This is a genomic window from Kordiimonas sediminis, from assembly GCF_014656395.1.
GTDB classification, from domain to species: Bacteria; Pseudomonadota; Alphaproteobacteria; order Sphingomonadales; family Kordiimonadaceae; genus Kordiimonas_A; species Kordiimonas_A sediminis.
Map to the genome: position 1 here is coordinate 318,760 of NZ_BNCI01000002.1, position 22,250 is coordinate 341,009.

Sequence of the window (22,250 nt, forward strand, 5' to 3'; positions counted from 1 at the left end):
TTCGTAGTTATAGAAGACGAATTAAAAAAATTGGTAAGACAAATAAACAGAGACTTTGTGGTTTTGTTACGTTGGCTGATTAGTTCACGGCAACTATGTCAATAGCCTCCAGTGCAAGATAACCGGTTGTAAATGCCAGTGGCAGGAAAAATATCCAGGATTTATGACGACCCTTGGACAGGATAATGGCACAGATGCCCATAATGCCAGCTGCAATGGCGGTGGAACCAAGAATCGCAGGGATAAAATGCTCAGGTGCATAGGCCAGTGTTAGTAACCCTGCCGCCTGCGCCCACCAGAACAGGGTTAAAGCGTGCCAGCCAGCCCAAAGCGTGATTTTCGTGTTCTCAACCGAACCCAATATGACGGGAAGGTCCTCGCGTCTGAGAATTGGGGCAATTAAACGTTTACCGCCTAGCAGACTGTGCATTGCACCAACAAGAAGTAACATAATGGCCGCGACTGTAAGCATGGTGATCTCCTTTTACCATACACTAGTGTATTGACTGTACCGTACATCACTGTATGGTTATTGTCATGACAAAAAGACTGACCAAATCAAATTGGCTACAGCATGGTTTTACTGTGTTGCAGTCAGACGGGCATGTGGCTTTAAAGGCAGGCAGCCTTGTAAAGGAGCTTGGTGTTTCGCGCGGTAGTTTCTACTGGCATTTTGATTCAGTTGATGACTTCAAGTCACAACTGTTAAATGCATGGCGGGAAGACCTTACGCAATCAATCATCACAGACCTTCAATCGCTTCCGAACGGTGAAGAGCAGTTGACTGAACTCATACACCGCGTCATTACGCATTCGCAAACCTTAGAGGCCGCCATACGTGGCTGGGCTCAGGTTGACCCGTTAGCTGCTGCTGCTGTTAAGGAAGTAGACCAGTTGCGTATTGACTATGTGTCGAATACATTGGTGCGTGCTGGTGTGCAGGAGGATATCGCGCGGGGGCGTGCAACCCTTGTCGTATGGGCCCATATTGGTTTGGCCCTGTCGCCAGAGTTGGCGCAGTCCCTACCAGTGGCGTTTGCGGGGGATATTGCCCACTTGCTACATAGTCAATATGTCACCACTGCATAATACCGTTTCGAAAACGTAATAAATATAAGGAAAAGTACCGTGAGTATTCGTCAGGTTGATGAAGGTCTATGGTGTCTGGATTCAAGTTTTAAAGTTCTTGGTGCAAAGGGCAGTGCCCGTATGAGTATCGTATGGGTTGGTGATGGTGTGCTGATTTATTCGCCGGTGGCCCTATCACAGCAAGACCTTGATGCGATTGCTGACATTGGCCCAGTGCGGGCGATTATCGCACCCAATACGATGCATTATCTTTACTTCCGACAGGCGCTTCAGGCGTTCCCGGATGCGACAGCATGGATCGCAGATGGGGTGGTTTTAAAAATTGGATCGGTTGAGGGTGCAAAGACACTAAAGGATGCAACGCCGATTGCATCAAATGAGTATCTGGAGCAGGTTACCTTTGAAGGGCATGATATTCAGGAAACTGTCCTGTATCATAAGGCCAGCAAAACACTGATTACCTGTGATCTGCTTTATAACATACAGTCAGAACAGTCTTTTAGTGAACGCATGTTCTTTCGTTTGATCCGGGCGTACGGCGCGCCCAAGGTTGCTTTTTACCATAAATCCTATGTGAAGGATAAAGAGGCGATGCAGCATGCAATCGATACGGTCTGTGCATGGGATATTCGGCGGATTGTAATGTCCCATGGCAGAATTATCGAAGACGAAAATGTGGCAGAGATTTTCCGCGATGCCTGGGCCGCGATTATCTAATGTAGACTGTCAGTAAGACAGTCCTGATAACTACTTCTTTAGATAGGGCGCTGCAGGGCGTGACGTAATTGTTACGCCTTATTTGCTCCGTATAAGGCGCAAAAGGATGCAAGGCCCTGCAAAACAGCCAGTTGAAGTATGATTTTCATTGGGCTTGAAAACCCCGGTTATCCTGGGGTTGATGGCGGAGACGAAGGGATTCGAACCCTCGATACCGTTTCCAGTATACTCCCTTAGCAGGGGAGCGCTTTCAGCCACTCAGCCACGTCTCCGAGGCCGTGAATATATAAACCGCTCAGGTATGTCAACGCTCCATTCTTAAAAAGTATAAAAAAATTTATGTGACCCTTTCATATTTATAACTTGTGTAGCTGGACCTGATTATCCATCATGGCATTCAAGCTGACATGTTGGGGGTTTTCCGCGCGAATTTTTGCCGTCAAAAGTGGCTGATAAGTTCATGTGCAGCCTTCATATAAGACAAGGCAGAGCATGAAAGTGCTATCTGATGGCAAGACGGCATGTCGGTACGGTACCAAGCAGGTTCTCAAAGGTTTGTATGCCGGGTAAAGAGCTGCATCAGGAATAGAAAAAGAGTTATGTATTATGAGTGATTGGACATTTCCGGACGTTATTGACACGGTCAAGGGGCAAAACGGGGCTTACACCGCAGAAGTGCCAGACAATTGGCTGCAAGGCCGTGCTGCATTTGGTGGCCTGACCGGCGCGATTGGCGTGCGTGCGCTGCAGCTTCATAGCCAGGAAACACGCCCCTTGCGGTCCTTAATGGTTTCATTCGTCGGGCCGATGCAAAGTGGGACGTGTGAAATACATGTCAGAACGCTGCGTACCGGGAAATCTGTTGCACAGTACTGTGTAGAGATTACGCAAGGAGACGCCTTTATCGCACAGATATCAGCTGTGTACGGACAGGGACGTGACGAACTTCGTTACAGGCAGCCAGCACGGGATGACTTACCCCCGCTGGATAAATATCCGTCCGCGCCTTTTGTGAAGGGGGTGATGCCAAACTTTATCCAGTATTTTGAGAATAAATGGGTGGGGAACGGTATGCCGATGTCAGGCAAAGAAGATTCGACACTGAATTTATGGACCCGACTGCGCGATGATATGAGCGCCTATCCACTTGAACGCATGATGGCGATTGCAGATGTGCCGCCCCCAGTGGTGATGTCGCATTATACTTCACCGCTTGTAGCAAGCAGCCTGACCTGGAAAATTGAAATACTGACACAGCCGCAGGATTTTGAAACACAGTGGTTCCATCTGGACTATACGCTGGAGGATGCACAGGACGGCTATAGCCAGCAGGCAGGGCGTATCTATGACGAGGCAGGCAATCTGATCATGCTAAGCCACCAATGCATGTGTTATTTCAGTGGCAAGTCTTTTTCCTAAGCGGGGAGGCACGACAAAAGCATAAAGGGGCGCCGAGGCCCCTTTTGTGAAGTGATTAGTGGCTGCCTAGGTATTTGGCCTTTACGGCAGGGGCGCAGACTTTACACCTTCATCACCTTGAAAAATAAGGGTCTGGACATTTCTGCCCCTGCGGATGTTTACATGGTTGCCAAAGGATCCGAACACATCCCGTAGTATGTAGCAGTCTACGGTAATTGTCTGTGGTGCCGTCTCAAGCGTAGCTTCCTGATAGATATAAATATAGTCGCCGTCCACTTCTGCACCAATCAGGGTTACATCAGTCTTGGCATTGTCGTGCCACAGGGAAAAATTCTGTGAAGTATACAGCGCGAAGCGGGCCTGTGCCTCCAGCTCCATGACGGACATGCCTGTGGCACCCTGATCGGAAAGCAATAACGCTTCCTGTGCGTCATGATAATGGATTTTGTGTGTGATCTCGATTGTCATGCCTGCAGCGGCTGGCAGATACTCTAACGTGGTTATGGACATCTGCGTACGGTGTGCGTGCGCACCGGTTATGCTGAACTGCATGAGTATCAACACAGAGAACAGATAGAGTGCGAACTTTTTAATCATCAGTAATCTCATTAATGCAATAAGGCAGGGGGCTTCATAGAAAACCCGCCTGCATATGTTGGATATACACAGGCGGGTCCATTTTGTACACTGCGCCTGACCATGTAGTCAGGAAAGTAAGGTTTAGTTAGCTGGTGTCAGCGGGACTTCCTTGTCGTCACCTTTTGCTTCTGCCTTGGCGCGATCTTTCAGCTTCACCAGCATATCTGCCATCAAGTCCTTACGTTTGCGGTCGCTTTTGTAAAGTTTGATCCGCGATTGGCTGATTTGCTGTGGGAAATGATTATTTCCAAAGTCTGCATCAGCCGTCTGATGGTGTCTATCAAGCTCAACCGAGGCGATTTTCTTGTCACGAATGATCATTTTGGTGACATTCATGCTGTTAAAGCGCCAGATTTCTGCTGGTATCAGCATGTCTTCGCTACTGCCATCTTCAAAATGAAGCGTTACAGGCAGGGGTGACGGCACGCCGCCGATATTTTTGAAGTCTACGAAATAGATGAAGTTCTTGTCTGCCATAGCTTTTTCGTAAACGCGTTTCTGCCATGGTTTCAGACCATCCAGGAAGCTATTAAACTCATTCCTATCCTTATTGGTGACAGTGAACTCATCATTGTCGTTATACATATCCTTCAATGCAGGAACACGTTGCAGGCGTGTTTTGATGCCCGCCTCGCGGTTACGGCTTTGCTGCAGTGGCTCGGGCTGATCCTTAGCTTTCTGCGCCCGGTCTTGCGGGAATTCCACCTCTGGGTCCTGTGTGGATACGGTGTAGGAACGGACATCCGTAATACCGATGTCTACATGGTCATTGGTGTAGAACCATGCACGCCAGAACCAGTCCAGGTCGACACCCGATGCATCTTCCATTGTGCGGAAAAAGTCGGCCGGTGTCGGTCGCTTGAATTTCCAGCGGCGTGCGTATTCCTTGAATGCATAATCAAACTGTTCGCGGCCCATCACGGTTTCGCGCAGGACAGTCAGGGCAGATGCAGGCTTGGTATAAGCATTCGGGCCAAAGGAAATAACACTGTCAGACTGGGTCATGATCGGCACTTGATTTGCACTGGTCATATAATCTGTAATGCTGTCCAGAAGGTTTGTTTTATTTCCAAACGCTGGGAAGTTCTCTTCCCATTCTACTTCAGCAAGATATTCCAGGAAGGTGTTTAGACCTTCATCCATCCATGTCCAACGACGTTCGTCTGAATTGACCACCATCGGGAAATAGATATGACCGATTTCGTGGATAACCACACCGATCAAACCGTATTTTGTCCGGCGTGAGTAGGTCTTCTGGCCAGTTTCCTTGTCCAGGACGGGTCGATAACCGTTGAAAGTGATCATGGGATATTCCATGCCGCCACCGGCCCATGTGTTTACGCTTTGCGCAACAGGGTACGGGTAAGGGAAGGAATATTTGCTATATACATCCATGGTATGGACAACAGCCTGTGTAGAATAAAGCGACCAGACAGGATCTGCTTCATTCGGGAAGAAAGACATTGCCATAACGGTGTCGTATTTACCGCCCTCCTGGTGGTGCGCCATCGCGTCCCAGATGTATTTGCGGCTACTGGACCAGGCAAAGTCGCGGACATTCTCAGCGCTAAATTTCCATGTTTTCAGGTCAGTTTCTTTGTCCTGTTCGTTCTCAAGGGCCTCTTCCGGCGTGACAATATAAATTGGCTTGTCGGACTTTTCCGCTTGCTTCAGGCGGTCACGCTGGGTTTTGGTTAGTACAGCGCCCGGGTTTGTCAAAACGCCCGTAGAAGAAACGATGTGGTCACTTGGAACGGTGATTTCTACATCATAATCGCCAAATTCAAGGGTAAATTCACCCTGGCCGAGGAATTGTTTATGCTGCCAGCCAGTATAGTCTGTGAATGCAGCCATCCGAGGGAACCACTGGGCAAGAAAGTAGATATATGTATCATTTTCCTCAAACCACTCATAGCCACCGCGGCCTCCGATCGAGGCTTCCTGAATGATGTTATGTTCCCAGTCGATAGAGAATACTGTCTGACCACCAGTCTTCAGTGGCGCAGGCAGGTCAATCCGCATCATTGTATCAACAATGGTATATTTCAGATCGTTACCGCGCGCGTCTTTCACTGCTTTGATTTCTGCACCGTATGGGCGTTCTTCATGTGACTGTTCGCGGCGCAGGGCGCTGAAAGACAGGCTGTCTTTACCGTCTCGTTTGGACGCAGTCTCTGTCCGGCGGGAAATGGAGCCATTATTGAACTTATTCTGATCCAGCTGCACCCAAAGATAACGAAGAGAGGTAGGGGCATTGTTTGTGTAGGTAATTGTTTCGGCGCCGATTATACGACGGTTTTGCTCATCCAGCCGAACTTTGATCTTATAATCGGCTTCCTGCTGCCAGTAGTTTGGCCCAGGGGCGCCACTTGCATCACGATAAACGTTTGGAGACGGCAGAATTTCTTCCAGCTGTTTGAAGGCACGTGCGCCGCTGCCGATACTCTCATCTGCTTGAGCGATAGAACCACTCAGAAGCAAACCAGCACCGGCTACTAATGACATTAGTGTTTTTACTCGAATCATGAACGATGTTCCCCTCATCGGAAGGCTAGGACATTCCCGGACTGAACAGGGTGACGCGCCTTGGAATCAAAAATATTGCTTGATCGGGGGCCGGGCAGACTCCCGCTATCAAAGAGGCGACACTATCAAGAAGATAGCAGGCATTCAAGATTTCAGTTGCAGGCAGGCTAAATGCAGAACTGGCAGTGTAAAAAGCGTATTGTCATAGGTCCGGAATGACAAGTGATTGGCTGTCTTTTACTTCTTCCATAACGACATAGGTTCGTGTTCGGTCCACGCCGGGCAGCACAGCAAGCCTGCTGGCGAGGAACTTTCGGTACGCAGGCATGTTGCGCACGCGCACTTTCATCAGATAATCAAAGCCGCCTGCAACCATATGACATTCCTGAATCTCAGGGATTCGCTTTACAGCTTCATGGAATCGGTCAAATGCATCCACGCTGGTTTTATCCAGTGAAACTTCGATGAATGCAATCAGGTTCAAATTCAGCTTACTGCCGTCCAGTCGGGCCGTATATCCTTGTATATATTTGGCTTTTTCCAGGCGCTTGACACGTTCAAGGCAGGGGGTAGGGCTAAGTCCAACCCGTGAGGCCAGCTCAACATTGGAAATGCGACCATCATTTTGCAGTTCTGTCAAAATCCGGCGATCAATTTTATCTAGTCTGGAATCTTTCATAATCAGTGCTTATCACTAAAAATAAAAAATTCACAGAATAAAATAATGTAAAAACATGAACAAAAAGAATTTAATCCTGCATAATAACTGGCATTGTCCCGCCATCATTTTAGCTGCCAGTAGGCCATTTGTTGTGAAGGAATGTGAATGACTAACTCGTCTCCGAAGCTTTTGAAAGTCCGCGAAGAAATCCGTAGTCTGACCTACGCAAATGAAGATGTTTTGGTGCCTGAACTGATTGGGCGCATTAAGATGAACAGGTCGATTAGGGAAAAGGCTGTGCAAGATGCACAAGCCTTTGTAACAACTGCTAGAAGTCGTCAGAAGGAACGTAGTCTTCTTGATGCTTTTCTGCAGGAGTTTGGATTGTCAAACCAGGAGGGTATTGCCCTTATGTGTTTGGCTGAGGCTTTGATGCGTGTTCCGGATGCAGATACTGCTGATGCATTGATTAACGAGAAGCTATCCAGTGGCAACTGGAGCAGCCATAAGGGCAGATCAGGTTCATCGTTTGTGAATGCCGCAACCTGGGCGTTGATGATTACAGGAAAATTCGTTCGTCTTGACCCGAAAATTACCAAAGATCCTTCCAAATGGATGAACGGTATGGTCTCTCGTTTGGGAGAACCTGTTGTACGCAAAGCAATTCAGCAGGCCATGAAGATCATGGGCAGTGAATTTGTTCTGGGTCGTACGATTCAGGAAGCAATCAAGCTGACTCGCAAAAACGGTAAGGTTTGTTCCTTTGATATGCTGGGAGAGGGTGCCCGAACAGCTGTGGATGCTGATCGCTATTTCGAATCTTACAGTGAAGCTATTTCCAATGTAGCGGCAACGCGTCCAACCAGTCCTGAAGAAGGTCATGGTATTTCGGTAAAGTTATCGGCGCTGCACCCGCGATATGAATTCCAAAAGTCTGAGAGGGTAATGACGGAACTCTACCCCCGGATTCTGGAGCTTTGTAAAATGGCAAAGGCATCCAATATGCATCTGACAATTGATGCAGAGGAAGCAGCACGTTTGGATATGTCGCTGGACATTATCGAAGCATTGGCACGCGCGCCTGAACTGGCAGACTGGAATGGTCTGGGTCTGGCGCTACAGTGCTATGGTCGCCGTGCGTATGCAGTCCTGAAGTGGGTTATTGAACTGTCGCAGGAAACTGACCGGAAATTTATGGTCCGTCTTGTAAAAGGCGCATACTGGGATACAGAAATTAAACTGGCACAGGAAGAAGGTCTGCCAGGGTACCCGGTTATGACACGCAAGGCGTCAACAGACGTTTCCTATCTGGCATGTGCATCCCTTGCGCTGAAAAACCGTGACGTTCTTTATCCGCAGTTTGCGACGCATAATGCCCATACGGTTGCAGCTGTTCTTCGGATTGCCGGCAATACAACAGGGTACGAATTCCAGCGCCTTCACGGTATGGGTGAGCTTATGTTCTCTTCCGCGGCAACCCATGTTGAAGAATTCCCGCAGGTTCGCGTTTACGCGCCGGTGGGTAATCACAAGGATCTGCTGGCATACTTGGTCCGTCGTTTGTTGGAGAATGGTGCGAACTCTTCTTTTGTTAACCGTTTCCTTGATGAAAAGGTTGCAGTAGAGGATTTGGTTGTTGATCCGATTGAAATCGTTAATGACTATGCAACAATCGCCCACGATCAAATTCCACTTCCGCTCGAGATTTTCGGTAAGGACCGCCGTAATTCCAAGGGGCTGGATCTGACAGATATTGTCGATGTTGAGCCTTTGATGGATGATCTTGCCAAGTATCAGGATAAGGTGTGGAAAGCTGCGCCGATTATTGGCGGTAAGGATCAGGTCGGTATGGGGCAGCCCGCGACAAATCCTGCTATGCGTCTTGATGTGCTTGGTGAGGTACAGGAAGCAACGCAGGAGCAGGTATTGCTGGCAACAGAGCTTGCTGTTGAAGCATACCCAGACTGGGACTTTATCGGTGGTGAGGCGCGTGCAAGATATCTGGAAGATGCGGCGGACGCCCTTGAAGACAGATATAACGAGTTTATGGCGTTATTGGTGCGCGAGGCAGGGAAAACCTTGTCTGATGCAATTGCCGAAGTTCGCGAAGCTATTGACTTTCTGCGGTATTATGCAGCCCAGGCCCGTGCGGAGTTTACAGATCCAATCAGGATGCCTGGACCAACTGGCGAAAAGAACCTGTATAAACTTCATGGACGTGGTGTATTTGTTTGTATCAGTCCGTGGAACTTCCCATTGGCGATTTTCATGGGGCAGGTCGCTGCTGCACTGGCTGCGGGTAATGCCGTTCTGGCCAAGCCGGCAGAGCAGACACCTATTGTTGCTTACGAGGCAGTGAAACTGTTGCACAAGGCAGGCATCCCTGGTGACGTTCTGCATCTTCTGCCTGGTACGGGTGAGACAGTTGGTGCAACCCTGACATCCAGCGAGAAAATTGCAGGGGTAGCGATGACAGGGTCGACAGACACGGCCAAGATCATCTCTCGCGTGTTGGCGTACCGTGAAGGGCCGATCATTCCGTTCATTGCTGAAACTGGTGGTCAAAACGCCATGTTCGTAGACAGCACAGCCCTGCCTGAGCAGGTTGTGGATGATGTTGTGCGTTCAGCTTTCCACAGTGCAGGACAGCGCTGTAGTGCGCTTCGTATTCTGTATATTCAGGATAATATTGCCGACACAGTGATCGAGATGATCAAAGGCGCCATGGATGAAATGGCACTGGGTGACCCTGCAAAACTGACGACCGATATTGGCCCTGTTATTGATGATGAAGCCAAGCAGGGGCTGTTGGCGCATGCACATGCAATGTCGGATGCTGGTAAACTGTTGCACAAAGTCAAGCCGGGACCAGAGTGTTCAAACGGTGACTTTGTTGGCCTTTATATGTTTGAAATCAGTGGCGCGAACGATCTGCAGAAAGAGCAATTTGGCCCAATTCTGCATGTTGTTAGATATAAGACACGGGATTTGAAACGTCATTTGGATGAGTTGAAGGCAACTGGGTATGGCCTGACAATCGGAGTCCACAGTCGCATCGAGGGCATGGCAGATTATATTTACGCAAATAGTCTTGCTGGTAATACCTATGTCAACCGTGACCAGATTGGAGCCGTTGTTGGGGTTCAGCCATTCGGTGGTAAAGGGCTTTCTGGTACTGGGCCAAAGGCAGGTGGACCGCTTTACATGCACAGGTTTGCCGGGGAACGCGTCCTGACTATCAACACCGTTGCGACCGGCGGTAACGCTGATCTGTTGATGTTGGGTTAAGCCTAAGATTTGAAAGAAGAGTAAATTCCTCGCTCTGGCACTCAGGGCGGGGAATTTTTTGTTATGTCAGAGATACACTGCATCGATATGGGGCTGCAGCCAGAGTGTTTTCTGGATATGGAAAACGGTGCCCAAAAACATTGGTAAAGTTGACCGAATTGGGTATTCTCCCGCCATATTAACAGCTCGGGAGTCAGGTCAGGTGTTTACCCTACCATCATTAGTCAAATCGGCATTGGTCGGCATTGGTGCCATCCTTGCTACATTTCCCCTTTTTGCCGCGGAGAGAACAATGGCGGATCTGATCGTTAAAGCAGATTATCTTGTATCTATGGCACCAGAGAGTTCGGTGCAGGAAAAAGCGGCAGTGGTTGTCCGGGACGGCGTTATTATCGCAGTTGGTCCAGAGGCAGATATTGCAGCGTCCTATCAGGCAGATAAGGTAATTGGGGGTGAAGGCCGTGTGTTGATGCCGGGCCTGATTAATGGTCACACCCATACGGCCATGACCATGTTCCGCGGTGTTGCGGATGACTATGAATTAATGACATGGCTGCAGAAATACATTTTCCCGCTGGAAGGGCAGTTTGTAGACCCTGAAATGATTGAAATCGGATCCAGTCTCGCGTGCCTTGAAATGATTGAAACAGGCACAACCAACTTTGTTGATATGTATTTTTATCCAGAGGTTATCGCGGCTGTTGTTGAGAGGTGCGGCGTACGTGCAACCCTGTCTGCTCCGGCCATTGACTTTCCCAGCCCGGGGTTCAAAGGATGGGATGACAGCTTTGCTGCCGCGAAAAAATTCGTAGCAGACTGGATGGGTAAGCACCCGCGTATCCGTCCGGCTTATGCCCCGCATGCCCCTTATACAGTTTCTGAAGAGCATCTTGCAGAGGTGGTTGCAGAAGCCAAAAAAACAGGCGGCTGGATATCCATGCATTTGGCAGAGGACAAGTCAGAGACCGAGACAATTCTGGAGCGGTACGGCAAGCGCCCAATCCCTCATGTTGCAGACATCGGTATGCTGGATGTAAATATGATTGCTGCGCACGTGGTCTGGCCAAATGAAGACGAGATCAAAATGCTGGCTGAGGCACCTCTGGGTGCCATCCATAATCCTACATCTAACATGAAAACGGCTGCCGGATTTGCCCCAATACCGCAAATGCTGAAAGCTGGCGTGAAGGTTGGGTTGGCAACAGACGGTGCTGCGTCCAACAATAATCTGGATATGTGGGAAGAAATTCGCCTGGCCGCGCTTCTGCATAAAGGTGTAAGCGGTGATGCCACTGCTGTGCCTGCACGTGCGGCGCTTCATATGGCAACCCTTGGCGGTGCCGAAGCTATTGGTCAAAATAGTCTCGTGGGTTCCCTGGAAGTTGGCAAGCGTGCTGATATGATCCAGATATCTCTGGAAAGCACAGAGACAACACCGCTGTATGATGTCATCAGTCATCTTGTTTACGCGGTTAACAGTCGCGATGTTGTCACAACTATTGTGGACGGTGCTGTTTTGATGGAAGACAGGCAGGTTAAAAGCCTGAATGCCGAAGAGGTGCGGGCCGCAGCGGTACGAAAAGGCGCTGAGATCAAGAAGGCGATTGCAAAGTAAGCAGCAGCTCAAAATACTGGATTAGAAGAAAGGCAGGGATACTCCCTGCCTTTTTGTTAGGCGACACCCGTAAGGGGCCTAGTCAAGCCGAATAGGAAGTTCAGTAGTATTTTTCACTGCAGTAAGCGCAATGGAACTACTGATTTCCCGGACGCCTTCAATCTGTGACAGGCGGTTCCAGAAAAATTCTTCATATGCCTGTACATCTTTCACCATGACTTTCAGGATAAAGTCGATGTTGCCCATCAGAGTGTGGCATTCAACAACCTCGGGAAAGCTTTTAACTTTCTCAATAAAATTAGGAAGTGCTTCCCGATTGTGGGCCTGCATTTTTACCTGTGCGATAACCATGACGCCGACGCCAACAAGCTTTGGGTCCAGAATGACCGTATGCTTTTGGATGATGCCTGCCTGTTCCATGCCTTGAATGCGGCGCCAGACAACAGATCTGGATGAGGAAATTTTCTCTGCCAGATCGACCAGTGAAATCCGTGCATCTTTTTGCAGCTCTTTCAGGATGCGTGTATCCAGTTCATCAAGTTTGTATGACATATATTCCTCAAAATGTTTATTTTCAGGGAAAATATTCCGTAAATTTGTGTATTGCAAGGAAAACTAGGGACAAATTCCCTAAGAAAAGCCGTATTATGGGTCAAAATTCACACAACATTCTGAGAGGTTCAGGAAATGGTTTTGAAAAGTAATACACAAACGACTTTCGCAGTGCAGGCGGAGTATGAAGCAAACACTTTGTCCCGTGTTCTGGAACAATTTACCTTGCGCGGGCTGTGTTATGATACGGTTTCCGCACGTAAAACAAAAGATGGCCACCAGTTCATCGAACTATATTGTTCCAATCTGGAAGATGACAGTGCAACGGTTCTGAAAAATAAATTACTTCAAATCGTAACAGTTCGCGGTGTAAGAATGGAAACACTGGTCCGCGCTGCTGCATAGTTTCGGGGAGTGCAGCGTAGCCAGACATCTTTAAAAACATCAGGTGGGAGGATGATATGGCTCGAACGGCATTAGTGACAGGTGGAACCCGCGGTATAGGGGCGGCAATTTGTAAAAAACTGAAGGCTGATGGCTTTCAGGTGGCTGCAAACTATGCGGGGAACACAGAAAAAGCCGAGGCTTTTTCCGCGGAAACAGGTATTCCGGTGTTCCGGTTTGATGTTAGTGACTTTGAGGCATGCCAGGCTGGTGTCCGTGCCGTCGAGGCTGCGCTGGGCGGTGTGGATGTTCTTGTAAACAATGCAGGCATTACGCGCGATGGCACCCTGCAGAAAATGGATCATGATGCCTGGCAGGCGGTGATCGATACCAATCTGGGTAGCTGCTATAATATGTGCAAGGCTACGTTTGACGGCATGAAAGACAGAAAATTTGGGCGGGTCATCAATATTGGCTCTATCAATGGGCAGGCCGGGCAGTATGGACAGGTAAACTATGCGGCCGCCAAATCCGGCATTCATGGTTTCACAAAGGCGCTGGCACAGGAAGGTGCGCGTTGGGGTATTACGGTCAATGCTATTGCCCCTGGCTATGTAGACACAGACATGGTTGCGGCGGTGCCGGATCATGTGCTGGAAAAAATCATTGCCAAAATTCCTGCCGGTCGCCTTGGCAAGGCAGATGATATTGCACGCGGTGTTGCTTTCCTGGCGGCAGAAGACGCGGACTTTGTCACGGGCTCTACGCTGTCAATCAATGGTGGCCAGCATATGTATTAATCAGATACCTGTATCTGAAATAAACAATAAAATTCTGAAAGTCTTTGAAGCCGGCAGTGTCTATCTGCCGGTTTTTGTCATTCTAAGAAAGAAGTTTTCTGTACCCTGAGGAAAAAACTTCAGTGATTTTGTGAGGTTTTTAGCCGTTTTCAGGGCTGAATACGCAATTTTGTTAAAAAAACTATTGCAAAAATAAATTATTCTTTGCAATCGCGAGTGATTCTTGTAAGGAGGAAAGGGTACGGTTGGCCGGTAGCTTCAGGATTCTAAAGGTTTTTTTAACCAAATTAGCCGAAGATTCCGACCTCAGCACAAGAAATATAAAAATCTACTCTTTAATTCAGGCAATGGAGACTAGTCAGGCATGGACACACCGGCTTCAAACTACAGGGTAAAATCTGGTTTTGTTTCGTTGATTGCGGTGTCTGCTGTAATATATTCACTGGCATCGCCGACAGTGTCAGCCGCCAGCCCTCCCGCGCCTGAAAATTATGCGACTGAGTATTTCGAAGCACGTGATCCGTCAAATGCCCTTCAGATGGTGCAGTTTATTCCTAATGCAGATTCTGTTTTATCTGGTGGCGGTGGTGGCCGCGGTTTAGGTGGTCGCAGTGAGCGATTGCTGATCAACGGTAAGCGCATTACGGGCAAGTCTACTGGTGCCCAGACAGTATTGGAACAAATGCCGCCTGACAGCGTTGAGACGATCGAAGTGTACCGTAATGGCGCCGAGCACCTAGGTCTGACCGGCAGTAATATGGTTGTCAATGTGGTGTTGAAGCCGGGCAGTAGTGCGCTGACAGGGCGCTGGGCAACCGAGGCAATTCTCAAAAATCGCGGTATCATGGCGCCGAACGCCAGTGTAAACCTGAACTACAGAAACGGTAGCCGGTTGGTCACACTTGGTGCCGAAATATTTGAGCGCAAGACGGAATTCCAAAAAGTGCGTACCCGTGACTCTATTGAGGAAGTAGAAGTCTATAATGCAGACAGAACCGGTGATTATACCCGCGATGGTCTGAATTTCTCGTTTGGGTATAATGACCAGCTATTCAGCGATGTTGCCATGTCCCTGAATGGGCTTTTAAAGTTCCAGGATGAGAAAGTGATCCGCGACGAAGCTTTCACAGAGGTCGTCGATGAGGCGCTGGTTCAGTCGAATGAAGACCAGATGCGGGACCAGAAGTTGACCGCGTATGAACTAAGCGCCAATCTGGATGGAGAGTTAAGCTCCAGCACATCTCTGACTTTAACGATGTTGCAGTCTTATAACGACCGCTGGGAAAATGAAGACAGGGAAGAAGTAGCAGACAATCTGCCAGTTGCCGCCACACGCTCTGCCGAGGACCGGGAGCGGGGAGAGTCGGTTGTGCGGGCTACTCTGAACAGCCCGTTTCTTGACGGATGGTCTGTCCGTTATGGTGCAGAAGGGGCCTATAATTACCTGCAAAAGGATCAGGAAGAATTCACAGGCGATAACCTCGAAGAACTTGAAATCATTGATATTGATAATGCCAGCGCTGAGGTTGACGAAATGCGCGGTGAGGTTTTTGCCAACCTGTCAAAGTCCGTTAGCGATGACACAAGGCTGGAAGTCTCCAGTATATATGAGTTTTCCAAAATCCGGCAAAAGGGCGAAGACGTTGCCCAAAGCAGACAGCTGGCTTTCTTCAAACCGCGCATTGCCCTGACACACGACCTGAATGCATCAGAAAAAGTTAATGTGGATTTCGGCAGAAATGTTGGGCAGCTAAATTTTGATGAATTTATCACGTCTGTTGACCTGGATGAGGGGAAGGTTGAGGCTGGTAATCCAGATCTTAGTCCGACAAAGAATTGGCGTCTTGCCCTTGTTTACGAAAAACAGCTTGCTGAGAGTGCCGGTCGTATTCGTGTAAAGGCATTCCATCTTTGGATGGATGATGCCATCGGTGATGTTCCTTTTGGTGATACGAGTGTCACGGGCAACATTGGTAAGGCCAAACGTTTTGGCGTCGAACTGAAAAGCAGTTTTATATGGCGTGGTGAAGACGAGACCAAACTTGACTTTAGGGTGCTGGCTCAGGATTCAACAATTATAGATCCTTTCCTGAATGAAAAAAGATTGATGTCTGGCTTTGCCAAATATCATCTTAGTGCCAGTCTGGACCGTAGTTTTCAGGAATGGGGCGGCCGTATTGGCGGATCCCTTAACTGGAGCAGTAAACGGTACTGGTTTGATTATAACGAAACGGGGCATTGGGGCGGTGAGGCTCCTAGCCTGAACTTGTTCGTTGAAAAGAAATTGTCTGACGTGGTGCGTCTGTCTGTTTCTGCAAATAATATTTTGTCGCCTGCAACAGGCAGTGAAAAAATCCGGTATGCAGATAGTCGCTTGTTAGGAACTGTGGACTATTTTGAGACGGAATATAATCCGCAGGATCCATCCTTCACGATTTCTCTAAGCGGGCAATTCTAATAGCAGATTTGCCGCTGTTTTGAGAAAATTGAATATAGGTCATACAAAAAAGGGGACGAAAAATCGTCCCCTTTATCTTTTGTCTAGCGTGCGGACTAAATATCGCGGAAGAAGTCGTTGCCTTTATTATCCACCACGATGAAGGCCGGGAAGTCTTCGACATCAATCTTCCAAATGGCTTCCATGCCCAGTTCTTCAAAGTCTAATACTTCGACTTTGCGAATATTGTTTTGTGCCAGAATAGCAGCAGGACCACCGATTGAGCCCAGGTAGAAGCCGCCATTTGCCGCACACGCGTCGGTGACTGCTTTGCTGCGGTTGCCTTTGGCTAGCATCACCATGCTGCCACCCAATTTCTGGAAAGGTCCGACATAGCTGTCCATGCGGCCCGCGGTTGTTGGCCCAAACGAACCGGACGCATAGCCTTCCGGTGTTTTCGCCGGGCCTGCATAATAGATGATGTGATCTTTGAAATAAGCAGGCATTTCAGCGCCGTCTTCGATCATTTTCTGTATACGGGCATGTGCCAGATCCCGTGCAACGACGATTGTACCGCTTAGGGACAGGCGCGTTTTGATCGGATAGTTTGACAGCTCGGACAGGATTTCTGCCATCGGACGGTTCAGGTCAACTTTCACCACATCGGCAGACAGATCACCGTGCGAGACTTCCGGCAGGTATTTTACCGGCTCTGTTTCCAGTGCTTCGATGAAAATGCCTTCTTCTGTGATTTTTGCTTTTGCCTGTCTGTCCGCAGAACAGGAAACGCCGATACCAACAGGCAGGCTGGCGCCGTGGCGAGGTAGACGTATGACGCGAACGTCATGGCAGAAATATTTGCCGCCAAACTGCGCACCAATGCCCATTTTCTGCGTCATCTGGTGAACTGCTTTTTCCATTTCCAGATCGCGGAAAGCACGGCCAGTAGCATCCCCTTCAGTCGGTAGATTGTCCATGTAGCGTGCTGACGCTTTTTTCACAGTTGCCAGATTTTGTTCTGCCGACAGACCACCAATTACAATAGCCAGGTGGTATGGCGGACAGGCCGCAGTACCAAGCGTGCGAATTTTTTCATCCAGAAATGCCAGCATTTTATCCTCACGCAGCAAGGCAGCTGTCTGCTGGTATAGGAACGTTTTGTTTGCGCTTCCGCCACCTTTGGCCATGAAAAGGAAGTCATACTGCGCCCCGGTGCCAGAATAGATATCAATCTGCGCAGGGGTGTTGTTTTTGGTGTTTACTTCTTTGTACATGGTCAGAGGTGCCATCTGGCTGTAACGCAGGTTTGTTTCGGTATAGGTTTCCATCACACCGCGTGTCAGTGGTTCTGCGTCGTCACCACTGGTCCAGACATTTTGCCCCTTTTTCCCGACAATGATCGCAGTGCCTGTGTCCTGGCAACTTGGCAGGACACGTCCCGCTGCAATGTTGGCGTTTTTCAGCAGTTCCGTTGCAACAAAGCGGTCATTCTCTGATGCTTCAGGGTCTTTCAGAATATCGGCCAACTGCTGCAGATGGCTGGACCTTAGAAGGTGAGCGATATCAGACATGGCGACTTTGGACAGAAGCTTCAGACCTTCGTCTTCCACTTTCAGAATTTTTCGTCCGTCCACTTCGATTGTGGAAACATAGTCAGAGGTGAGTTTACGGTATTCAGTGTCATCCGATCCATGCTGAAAAAGTTTGGAATAGGTATAGTCGCTCATGAATTATATCCGCCTTAAATGTAGGTGTCTGATCTTATTCGCGCTTGTTATATCATGCTAGTATAGGGGTGCCAGTGGAAAGTGCATCCATTCTGGTTCTTTTTCCGTAGAAGAAGAAAAGGATTTAATAGATGCATGTTTTGATAACAGGTGCCACGGGGTTTATTGGGACCACACTAGTTCAGGAACTACTCGCTGAGGGATACAAGGTCACTGCTTATGTACGTGATCTGTCCACGGCTTCGGCATTGTTGGGGCCAACAGTGTCTCTCGTAACGGATTTGCGGACCATGGGGGCTGATACCCATGTTGGGGCAATCATTAATCTTGCAGGCGCGCCTATTGCGGACCGCCTTTGGACATCGTCCTACAAGGACAAGTGCCTAAACAGCAGGGTAGACACAACGCGGGAGTTGGTGCGCCTTGTTGGCAGGATGGCAATAAAACCGTCTGTGATGATCAGCGCCTCTGCTGCCGGATATTATGGTGACAGAAAAGATGATCTGTTGGGTGAGGAGGAACCACCGCAAAATATTTTTATGTCTAGCCTGTGTGCAGATTGGGAAGCGGCAGCTAGCGGCGTCACGGGATACGGCGTGCGCTTGGTAATTCCCCGTATTTCCATTGTTCTTGGCCAGGATGGGGGTGCTTTTCCAAAACTGGCACTGCCAGCCAAAGTCGGAATGGGCGCAATTCTTGGGTCAGGGGAGCAGTATTTCCCATGGATCCATAAGGCAGATTTAATCCGGGCGTTGATGTTCGCCTTGAAGGATAATCAAGTCTCGGGTCCTATAAATATGGCCGCGCCGGACATGGTGATGCAGCGTATCTTTACCGAGCGTTTAGCCAGAGTATACGGCAAAAAGGCGTTTCTAAAAGTGCCGTCATTCTTTTTGCGGTTGTTGCCAGGGGGGATGGAGCATCTCTTTCTTTCCGGTCAGAGAATGTCTGCAGAAAAACTGGAAACCGCTGGTTTCGTTTTTCAGTATCCGTCGCTTGACGACGCTTTCTCAGACCTAAGTCTATACCGGCACGAATTACATGCACAATGATTGCCCACAGCTGTCTCGCTTATAGACTGTCGCCTGATTTATCAGGAGAATGAGGGAAGACTAAGGGGCTGGCTTCAGTTTCCAGTTTTACAGTTTCTGTAATGTCGATTTGACTAAAAAGGGTATCCGCCTGGATGCCCTTTTTAGTCAATAGTTTGTTATGTATCTTCGCTATCCCCTTTTGATACTTGACTTTACATCAGGACCTGACCGAAGCTTTGCCGGGTTTTAAGGCTGCAGGACTGCAGATCGTTCGGGGGAAGTATGTCAAATCCAAATAGTTTACCGAAGTTCTCTTCGCGGCTTGCGTTTATTCTTGTGACGGCTGGTGCTGCTGTTGGTCTGGGTAATGTCTGGAGTTTTACCTATGTTGCCGGCAAGAATGGTGGCGGTGGTTTTGTTCTGATTTACCTGCTTGCGCTGGCGCTGGTGGCAGCCCCTGTTTTTATGGCGGAACTTCTTCTGGGCAGGCTTGGCAAAGCCAGCCCGCCAACCTCGTTACGCTCGTTACAGAAACAATCAGGATCGCGTCTACCTTGGGCGCCGGCTGTCTGGCTTGGTGTTGTGTCACAGATTGTTATCCTCGGCTACTATAGTGTGATTGCAGGGCAGGCGATGCATTATATTTTTGTATCTCTGACAGGTGGGTTTTCCGCTGTTTCTGCTGAAGATGTCGCTGCCCTTGATAGTAGTTTCAAGGCAGGGCCTTTGTTGCCACTCGTTTGGTCCGGCCTGTTTTGTGCGGCAACGGCCCTGATCGTATCGGCGGATGTACGGTCAGGCTTGGAACGCGCAGGTAAGCTGTTAATGCCCGCCTTATTTATCATGTTGATTGGGTTGGTCATTTATGCAGCCTTGGTGGGTGACTTTGCCGCCGCCACGAATTTTATGTTTGGCTTCTCTGATATTACTTTGACCCCGCGCGTTGTGATGGAGGCCGTCGGACAGGCTTTTTTCACACTTTCTGTCGGGGTAGGTGGTATCATGATGTACGGTGCCTATATGGGCGATAATGTTCGTTTGCCGCGCGCGGTTCTGTGGATTGTGGCAATGGATCTGTTGGTCGCAATTGTGGCTGGTCTTGCGGTATTTTCTTTTGTGTTTGGTTTTGATGTGGAGCCTGCAGCGGGCCCCGGGCTGGTATTTTTAACGCTTCCGATTGCGTTTGGACAATTGCCCGCAGGTAGCATCGTTGCTTGCATCTTTTTTACACTGCTTGTGTTTGCCGCGATAACGTCTGCGATCTCTATGATTGCACCCGCGGTACAGCGTATGGAAGAGAGTGGAATAGCCCGGTATAAATCTGCCTGGCTAGTTGTCTCTATTGCCTTCTTCTTCAGTTTTCTGACCGCCATGTCTCTAACAGACTGGCAGCATGTTTTCCCGCTTGCCGCGCTAGGTTTTGACGGGATGACATGGTTTGATCTGATGCGGGAGTTTACCAATAATATCGTGTTGCCGGTCGGGGCTTTTGCTTTTGCCTTGATGGTGGGTTGGGGCGTTGGGCGCGACAGAGTACGCGCTGCGCTGCCGATGGAAGACACGATCTTTTTTGCTTTATGGTTTCAGGTTGTCAGATATTTGGTGCCGGTGGCAATCGCCGCGCTGTTTGTCTACAGTCTGGGGCTATAATCTGCTTGTTTGTTAAAAGGGGAATATAATGACACAGTGGCCGACACCACAAATGGTCGAAACCAAGGACTTTACGCTGGCAGTTTACGAGTTTGGCCCTAAGCCTGGCGAAACGGATAAGCCAACGCTTGTATTTATGCACGGGTTCCCGGAACTGGCGTATAGCTGGCGCTATCAGGCGCACTATTTTGCTGCTGAAGGGTACCCTGTGTTGGTACCAGATATGCCCGGATACGGAAAAAGCAGCAAGCCAGACAATGTCAGTGATTACACAATGACTAAACTGACGGGCGCCATGGCGGATATGATCAAGGCATACGGCATAGACAAAGCTGTTTTTGTCGGGCACGACTGGGGAGCATTGGTGCTGTGGCAAATGCCTTTTTATGTTCCTGAAATTCTGCTTGGCTGTGCTGGGCTGAATGTTCCGCTGTTACCGCACTATCCCATGGACCCGGTCCAGATGATGCGGGCGGGCCTCGGCGACGATATGTATATCGTACGCTTCCAGAAGGATGATGGCAGCTGCGAGAAAATACTGGAAAAAGACCCGTTGCATACCATGCGCTTTTTCCTCCGGAAGCCGGGCAAGAACACCAAGCGGGTTAAGAACGAAAGCCAGAGAAAAAATTCATTAAACCTGCTGGATATGATTGAAGCAGGGGAGCAGTCCTGGGGCGGTGAACTGCTGCTAGGAGAAGAAGATGTTCAGGTCTATGTAGATGCTTTCAAGGCGGGTGGTTATCGCGCACCAATCCACTGGTACAGGAATATGACCGCTAATTGGCAGGATCAAAAAAGATTTGTGAACGAAGAAGGCCAGTTGCCGACTGTTGAAATACCAACGCTTATGATCACTGCTGATATGGACCGGGCATGTCCTGCCCATTTGGCGGATGGCATGGACGCACTATGCACAGATTATAGACGGCATGATCTAAGTGGCTGCGGTCACTGGAGTATGCAGGAACAGCCAGATGAAGTGAATAAAGCAATTCAGTCATGGTTGAATGATAGCGTTTAGCAACACATATACGGATTTATAAGGAGGTTTCTATGAAACTTTATGGAGCACATTTATCGCCCTATTTTGGGCGCTGTTATCTGGTTATGGCCCTTAAAGGCCAAACAGATGCGGTAGAGTTGGGAGATATTCCGGGCGGTATGAAGTCCCCGGCACATATGGCGGCAAATCCGACTGGAAAGATACCATACTTGGAGAAAGATGATGGCACTTACCTGATTGAAAGTCAGGTTATTGCCGAATATCTGGATGCTATTCTCGAGGGGGATGCCTTGGTCCCCGAAGACCTGGATGAAGCAACGCACGCGCTGATGATCTGCCGTATCATTGATACATATATGGCCCCGGCGATGGAACGTTTTTGGGCCAATCGGGGATACTCAGACGAGGAAGTCAAGAAGGCTGCCACAGAAAGCCTGCCAGCGGCTTTTGACTATTTGGAGCACTTTATCACCGGCGGTAAATATCTAAGCGGTGATAGTTGGACCATTGCGGATGCTGCTTTGATCCCGTGGCTGTTTCATATGGAAAAATTTGCAAAACAGCACGGTGTTGACGGCTTTGGGGACCGCCCTAAATTACAGGAATGGTATGCCCATGTCTCCCAAACAGATATTGTCAAAGACAGTATGGTGCGTGCAGAAAAGTCATTGGAACAGCTACTAGCGTTCCTGCAGAAAAAATAAGA

At 48.9% G+C, this 22,250-nt stretch carries 18 protein-coding genes and 1 tRNA gene; 12 read left to right on the forward strand and 7 right to left on the reverse strand.

Annotated features, from left to right (window positions below; genetic code table 11):
- Positions 1 to 79: 79 nt before the first annotated feature.
- Entirely contained in the window at positions 80 to 472 is a 393-nt protein-coding gene (locus tag IE181_RS09030; RefSeq protein WP_191252160.1) for a hypothetical protein, read from the reverse strand.
- A 65-nt stretch (positions 473 to 537) separates the two neighbouring features.
- On the opposite strand from IE181_RS09030, the gene IE181_RS09035 reads away from it, so the two are divergent.
- Together IE181_RS09035 and IE181_RS09040 are read left to right on the forward strand one after the other, a co-directional pair.
- Entirely contained in the window at positions 538 to 1,089 is a 552-nt protein-coding gene (locus IE181_RS09035) for a TetR/AcrR family transcriptional regulator (protein WP_191252162.1), read from the forward strand.
- 39 nt (positions 1,090 to 1,128) lie between these two features.
- Positions 1,129 to 1,806: a DUF4336 domain-containing protein gene (locus IE181_RS09040; protein ID WP_191252164.1), complete on the forward strand. Its 678-nt coding sequence runs from the start codon at positions 1,129 to 1,131 to the stop codon at positions 1,804 to 1,806.
- Positions 1,807 to 1,988: 182 nt separating this feature from the next.
- On the opposite strand, the gene IE181_RS09045 is transcribed toward IE181_RS09040, so the two are convergent.
- Positions 1,989 to 2,078 (reverse strand) — tRNA-Ser (locus IE181_RS09045).
- Between the two features lie 334 nt (positions 2,079 to 2,412).
- Between IE181_RS09045 and IE181_RS09050 the strand changes: the two genes are divergently transcribed.
- The gene (locus IE181_RS09050; protein WP_191252167.1) at positions 2,413 to 3,225 is read left to right on the forward strand and encodes a thioesterase family protein; all 813 of its coding nucleotides are present in this window, start codon (positions 2,413 to 2,415) and stop codon (positions 3,223 to 3,225) included.
- Positions 3,226 to 3,306: 81 nt separating this feature from the next.
- On the opposite strand, the gene IE181_RS09055 is transcribed toward IE181_RS09050, so the two are convergent.
- The 3 genes from IE181_RS09055 to IE181_RS09065 all read right to left on the reverse strand — a co-directional run bounded on the left by IE181_RS09055 (position 3,307) and on the right by IE181_RS09065 (position 7,069).
- On the reverse strand, positions 3,307 to 3,822 hold the full coding sequence (locus tag IE181_RS09055; RefSeq protein ID WP_191252169.1) for a DUF6702 family protein: 516 nt from the start codon (positions 3,820 to 3,822) through the stop codon (positions 3,307 to 3,309).
- Positions 3,823 to 3,945: 123 nt separating this feature from the next.
- Complete coding sequence (locus IE181_RS09060; protein ID WP_229819294.1) at positions 3,946 to 6,390, reverse strand: M1 family metallopeptidase; 2,445 nt, start codon at positions 6,388 to 6,390, stop codon at positions 3,946 to 3,948.
- A gap of 202 nt (positions 6,391 to 6,592) precedes the next feature.
- Complete coding sequence (locus tag IE181_RS09065; protein ID WP_191252173.1) at positions 6,593 to 7,069, reverse strand: Lrp/AsnC ligand binding domain-containing protein; 477 nt, start codon at positions 7,067 to 7,069, stop codon at positions 6,593 to 6,595.
- Positions 7,070 to 7,216: 147 nt separating this feature from the next.
- Between IE181_RS09065 and putA the strand changes: the two genes are divergently transcribed.
- Together putA and IE181_RS09075 are read left to right on the forward strand one after the other, a co-directional pair.
- Positions 7,217 to 10,339: a bifunctional proline dehydrogenase/L-glutamate gamma-semialdehyde dehydrogenase PutA gene (putA, locus tag IE181_RS09070; protein WP_191252175.1), complete on the forward strand. Its 3,123-nt coding sequence runs from the start codon at positions 7,217 to 7,219 to the stop codon at positions 10,337 to 10,339.
- Positions 10,340 to 10,541: 202 nt separating this feature from the next.
- Positions 10,542 to 11,954 carry an amidohydrolase gene (locus IE181_RS09075; RefSeq protein ID WP_229819297.1) on the forward strand — a complete coding sequence of 471 codons (1,413 nt, stop codon included), beginning with the start codon at positions 10,542 to 10,544 and terminating at the stop codon, positions 11,952 to 11,954.
- 78 nt (positions 11,955 to 12,032) lie between these two features.
- Here the strand turns inward: IE181_RS09075 and IE181_RS09080 are convergent, their stop codons facing one another.
- Positions 12,033 to 12,506, reverse strand: a complete 474-nt coding sequence (locus IE181_RS09080) for an Lrp/AsnC family transcriptional regulator (protein WP_191252177.1) — start codon at positions 12,504 to 12,506, stop codon at positions 12,033 to 12,035.
- Between the two features lie 141 nt (positions 12,507 to 12,647).
- Here IE181_RS09080 and IE181_RS09085 point away from each other — a divergent pair, with 141 nt between their 5' ends.
- The 3 genes from IE181_RS09085 (at position 12,648) to IE181_RS09095 (ending at position 16,148) form a co-directional block, all read left to right on the forward strand.
- Entirely contained in the window at positions 12,648 to 12,911 is a 264-nt protein-coding gene (locus IE181_RS09085; RefSeq protein ID WP_191252179.1) for an ACT-like domain-containing protein, read from the forward strand.
- A 56-nt stretch (positions 12,912 to 12,967) separates the two neighbouring features.
- Positions 12,968 to 13,690, forward strand: coding sequence for an acetoacetyl-CoA reductase (gene phbB / locus IE181_RS09090; RefSeq protein WP_191252181.1), 723 nt, complete (start codon positions 12,968 to 12,970; stop codon positions 13,688 to 13,690).
- A 364-nt stretch (positions 13,691 to 14,054) separates the two neighbouring features.
- Positions 14,055 to 16,148 (forward strand): TonB-dependent receptor plug domain-containing protein, encoded by a 2,094-nt coding sequence (locus IE181_RS09095; RefSeq protein ID WP_191252183.1) that lies wholly within the window; start codon positions 14,055 to 14,057, stop codon positions 16,146 to 16,148.
- Between the two features lie 95 nt (positions 16,149 to 16,243).
- On the opposite strand, the gene IE181_RS09100 is transcribed toward IE181_RS09095, so the two are convergent.
- Positions 16,244 to 17,854, reverse strand: coding sequence for a fumarate hydratase (locus IE181_RS09100; RefSeq protein WP_191252184.1), 1,611 nt, complete (start codon positions 17,852 to 17,854; stop codon positions 16,244 to 16,246).
- 131 nt (positions 17,855 to 17,985) lie between these two features.
- Between IE181_RS09100 and IE181_RS09105 the strand changes: the two genes are divergently transcribed.
- The 4 genes from IE181_RS09105 to IE181_RS09120 all read left to right on the forward strand — a co-directional run bounded on the left by IE181_RS09105 (position 17,986) and on the right by IE181_RS09120 (position 22,248).
- Entirely contained in the window at positions 17,986 to 18,906 is a 921-nt protein-coding gene (locus IE181_RS09105; RefSeq protein ID WP_191252186.1) for a TIGR01777 family oxidoreductase, read from the forward strand.
- A gap of 264 nt (positions 18,907 to 19,170) precedes the next feature.
- On the forward strand, positions 19,171 to 20,538 hold the full coding sequence (locus tag IE181_RS09110; RefSeq protein WP_191252187.1) for a sodium-dependent transporter: 1,368 nt from the start codon (positions 19,171 to 19,173) through the stop codon (positions 20,536 to 20,538).
- Between the two features lie 28 nt (positions 20,539 to 20,566).
- The gene (locus tag IE181_RS09115; RefSeq protein ID WP_191252188.1) at positions 20,567 to 21,562 is read left to right on the forward strand and encodes an alpha/beta fold hydrolase; all 996 of its coding nucleotides are present in this window, start codon (positions 20,567 to 20,569) and stop codon (positions 21,560 to 21,562) included.
- Positions 21,563 to 21,594: 32 nt separating this feature from the next.
- The gene (locus IE181_RS09120; protein WP_191252189.1) at positions 21,595 to 22,248 is read left to right on the forward strand and encodes a glutathione S-transferase family protein; all 654 of its coding nucleotides are present in this window, start codon (positions 21,595 to 21,597) and stop codon (positions 22,246 to 22,248) included.
- Positions 22,249 to 22,250 lie beyond the last annotated feature (2 nt).

What these genes read in the sequence shown, in the direction of transcription:
- IE181_RS09030 (WP_191252160.1), bottom strand. Translation starts at nt 472, where the DNA reads ATGCTTACAGTCGCGGCCATTATGTTACTTCTTGTTGGTGCAATGCAC.
- IE181_RS09035 (WP_191252162.1), top strand. Translation starts at nt 538, where the DNA reads ATGACAAAAAGACTGACCAAATCAAATTGGCTACAGCATGGTTTTACT.
- IE181_RS09050 (WP_191252167.1), top strand. Translation starts at nt 2,413, where the DNA reads ATGAGTGATTGGACATTTCCGGACGTTATTGACACGGTCAAGGGGCAA.
- IE181_RS09055 (WP_191252169.1), bottom strand. Translation starts at nt 3,822, where the DNA reads ATGATTAAAAAGTTCGCACTCTATCTGTTCTCTGTGTTGATACTCATG.
- IE181_RS09060 (WP_229819294.1), bottom strand. Translation starts at nt 6,390, where the DNA reads ATGATTCGAGTAAAAACACTAATGTCATTAGTAGCCGGTGCTGGTTTG.
- IE181_RS09065 (WP_191252173.1), bottom strand. Translation starts at nt 7,069, where the DNA reads ATGAAAGATTCCAGACTAGATAAAATTGATCGCCGGATTTTGACAGAA.
- putA (WP_191252175.1), top strand. Translation starts at nt 7,217, where the DNA reads ATGACTAACTCGTCTCCGAAGCTTTTGAAAGTCCGCGAAGAAATCCGT.
- IE181_RS09080 (WP_191252177.1), bottom strand. Translation starts at nt 12,506, where the DNA reads ATGTCATACAAACTTGATGAACTGGATACACGCATCCTGAAAGAGCTG.
- phbB (WP_191252181.1), top strand. Translation starts at nt 12,968, where the DNA reads ATGGCTCGAACGGCATTAGTGACAGGTGGAACCCGCGGTATAGGGGCG.
- IE181_RS09095 (WP_191252183.1), top strand. Translation starts at nt 14,055, where the DNA reads ATGGACACACCGGCTTCAAACTACAGGGTAAAATCTGGTTTTGTTTCG.
- IE181_RS09100 (WP_191252184.1), bottom strand. Translation starts at nt 17,854, where the DNA reads ATGAGCGACTATACCTATTCCAAACTTTTTCAGCATGGATCGGATGAC.
- IE181_RS09105 (WP_191252186.1), top strand. Translation starts at nt 17,986, where the DNA reads ATGCATGTTTTGATAACAGGTGCCACGGGGTTTATTGGGACCACACTA.
- IE181_RS09110 (WP_191252187.1), top strand. Translation starts at nt 19,171, where the DNA reads ATGTCAAATCCAAATAGTTTACCGAAGTTCTCTTCGCGGCTTGCGTTT.
- IE181_RS09115 (WP_191252188.1), top strand. Translation starts at nt 20,567, where the DNA reads ATGACACAGTGGCCGACACCACAAATGGTCGAAACCAAGGACTTTACG.
- IE181_RS09120 (WP_191252189.1), top strand. Translation starts at nt 21,595, where the DNA reads ATGAAACTTTATGGAGCACATTTATCGCCCTATTTTGGGCGCTGTTAT.